4 protein-coding genes and 1 pseudogene are annotated in these 2,299 nt (G+C 53.9%); 3 read left to right on the plus strand and 2 right to left on the minus strand.

All coding sequences use genetic code 11. The features are described 5' to 3' along the window. From AAAB16_RS14815 to AAAB16_RS14825, 3 genes and pseudogenes are all read left to right on the plus strand, one after another. On the plus strand, nt 1-502 hold a 502-nt coding region (locus tag AAAB16_RS14815; RefSeq protein ID WP_340664005.1), incomplete at its 5' end, for a hypothetical protein. 34 nt (nt 503-536) lie between these two features. Beyond that, nucleotides 537-1,145 carry a hypothetical protein gene (locus tag AAAB16_RS14820; protein WP_340664006.1) on the plus strand — a complete coding sequence of 203 codons (609 nt, stop codon included), beginning with the start codon at nt 537-539 and terminating at the stop codon, nt 1,143-1,145. Nucleotides 1,146-1,154: 9 nt separating this feature from the next. Beyond that, nucleotides 1,155-1,241, plus strand: a pseudogene (locus AAAB16_RS14825) (hypothetical protein); the annotation flags it as partial. A gap of 202 nt (nt 1,242-1,443) precedes the next feature. On the opposite strand, the gene AAAB16_RS14830 reads toward AAAB16_RS14825, so the two are convergent. Both AAAB16_RS14830 and AAAB16_RS14835 read right to left on the minus strand, forming a co-directional pair. Then, nucleotides 1,444-1,830, minus strand: coding sequence for a carboxymuconolactone decarboxylase family protein (locus tag AAAB16_RS14830; RefSeq protein WP_340664007.1), 387 nt, complete (start codon nt 1,828-1,830; stop codon nt 1,444-1,446). Between the two features lie 12 nt (nt 1,831-1,842). Further along, nucleotides 1,843-2,229 (minus strand): septal ring lytic transglycosylase RlpA family protein, encoded by a 387-nt coding sequence (locus tag AAAB16_RS14835; protein WP_340664008.1) that lies wholly within the window; start codon nt 2,227-2,229, stop codon nt 1,843-1,845. Nucleotides 2,230-2,299 lie beyond the last annotated feature (70 nt).

The raw sequence follows: 2,299 nt of genomic DNA on the forward strand, positions 1-2,299 counted from the left end.
TTCATCGGCCGGCTACGAGGTCATCCCTAGAACGATTGCGAGCGTAAACAACGAGCTGGCTAAAAGCACTAAAGAGCTAAACGAGACTGTGCGGCAATGCCATGTAGATCTCTACATAAAATATGAAGAGCTAGCGCTGGTGACAGGGACTTATGAGAAATTCAAACGATTGGCTAGCTCCCGGAAGAAAAAACTAGAGCCAATCGAAGAGCAACTGCAGGTCGAGAAGGGCCCTTATCTGGCGGCCGCCAACACTGACGAGATGATGAAGTTATTACGCGAGCTGGCCACAGTTCAATCCGACTCCTCCCTGGATAAGGAAGAAACACTTGGTAAATTCAAAATTTACGCCACTTCGACAGTCGAGCTAAATCATCTTCTTATGAAGGCAGAACGCCAACGTTTTGAGGTAGAACAAGCCTTCTTCAGATCCGCCCGTAATTTATTTGCGCGGGAAATCAGTGCGCGCCAGTCCAAAGGCTTTTTTAGCTATTTGTTCTAATCCTATTTAACGTTGTTATACAGGGAGTTGCCCAATGAGTGATCAGTACATGCGTATCTCTTGCTCAACGCTCCAGCCGCTCAGCCCTGTTCTGCGCAGCTGGATAGCATGTGTTCAACGTTATATCGACGTTTGGGATGGCGATGATTTGCCATATTGGTACAACGAGCGGGCGAACATCAGCATCCTCGCTGGCGCAGCATGGAAAGCTGATTGGACGGCAATTGAGGAATACCAAATCACCAAAGTTGCGACTGAGGCGAGTCAACAGGGAACGTCGATCGGCCGCAATGATTTGTATGTGGCCAACGAGATTTATGGTTTTTGTATCGAAGCTAAAGTGGCGTACGTTGATATCGAAGATCTAAATACAGCAAAAAAACACATCGTTGGGAGATGTAGCCAGGCGATCTTTGACGCGGGTCGACTCGACTATGACGAACCTCGTCTTGGTGCTGTTTTTGTCGCGCCTTACTCGGTAGGCGTCGAAGCAAGCGAGGAGCAGATTCGGCTTTTTCAAGAAAGTATCCTCACCTGCGATTCTCAGGCGCTTGCGTGGCTAACACCTACCAACGCCATGAAAACTGCTAGCCACGACAACAAGTACTACCCAATGGTGGCTCTAATGTTGATGACTGTGTGAAAAGTGTCTTTTAAGGAATTCCCCCATGGCGTGCACATCACCCTGCAGGGTGTACCGCGCTCGGTGTTGGCGGAGTATGCAGAGGCGAATATGTAGGAGGGTTTTTTTACGGTAGCAAAGCCGGGCCTTGTGCCCGGCTTTTTAATTGCACGGTTTTTTGCTGCTGTGCTTGGCTTGAGTTTCTGGGTCCCCGCCTGCGCGGGGACGACGGATGTAAACCTTTAAATCCCCGTCATTCCCGCGTAGGCGGGAATCCACAATCTTGAGCAATACGCCATGGTGCGCACCACTACGCGGTTTACGACTTGACGTCCGCCTGCCACGCCTCAATCACTTCCTGTGCTGCGCGAAACGCGTCAATGGCCGCCGGTACACCGGCATACACCGCGCAATGCAGCAGCGCTTCGCGAATCTCGTCTACCGTGCAGCCATTGTTCAGCGCGCCGCGGACATGGCCTTTGAGCTCTTGTGGACATTTCAACGCGGTGAGGGCGGCGAGGGTGATCAGGCTGCGGGTTTTCAGTGGCAGACCTTCGCGGTTCCACACGCCGCCCCAGGCGTGTTCGTTCACGAAGTCTTGCAGCGGTTGGGTGAAGTCGGTGGCGTTGTTCAGGGCGCGGTCGACAAAGGTGTCGCCCATCACTTGGCGGCGCACGTGTTCGCCGGTTTTCTTCGAATCGGTCATGTCGGTCATTCCTTAGTCGAGGCTCTGCACGCGCACTGGCGCGGTGCCGCTGCGCAGCATGTCGAGTTGCTCGGCGGCGGCGTGAGAGATGTCGATTAACCGTTTACGGTTGAAGGGGCCACGGTCGTTGATGCGGACGACCACGGTTTTGTTGTTGTCCAGGTTGGTGACCTGCACGCGGGTGCCGAAGGGCAGGGTACGGTGCGCTGCAGTCAGTTGGTTTTGGTCGAAGCGCTCGCCGCTGGCGGTTTTTTTGCCATGGTGCCTGGCGCCGTAGAACGACGCTTCGCCAGTTTCGTTGTAGTGGCCGTAGCTCTCGGAAGAGCTGCTGCCAAAGGGCAGGGTGTTACAGCCGGCAAGCATGGCGAGAGAGCAGCCTAGGGTTAACGAACGCCACATACCTGTGTCTCCAATCCGTAGGGTGTGCTGTGCGCACCAGCCTTAATATCGTTTAGCGTGTGGTGCGCAC

Source organism: Pseudomonas sp. (genome assembly GCF_037994325.1).
GTDB lineage: Bacteria > Pseudomonadota > Gammaproteobacteria > Pseudomonadales > Pseudomonadaceae > Aquipseudomonas.

Excerpts from the sequence above, each read along its gene's own strand:
- AAAB16_RS14830 (WP_340664007.1), bottom strand. The coding sequence starts at position 1,830 with ATGACCGATTCGAAGAAAACCGGCGAACACGTGCGCCGCCAAGTGATG.
- AAAB16_RS14820 (WP_340664006.1), top strand. The coding sequence starts at position 537 with ATGAGTGATCAGTACATGCGTATCTCTTGCTCAACGCTCCAGCCGCTC.
- AAAB16_RS14835 (WP_340664008.1), bottom strand. The coding sequence starts at position 2,229 with ATGTGGCGTTCGTTAACCCTAGGCTGCTCTCTCGCCATGCTTGCCGGC.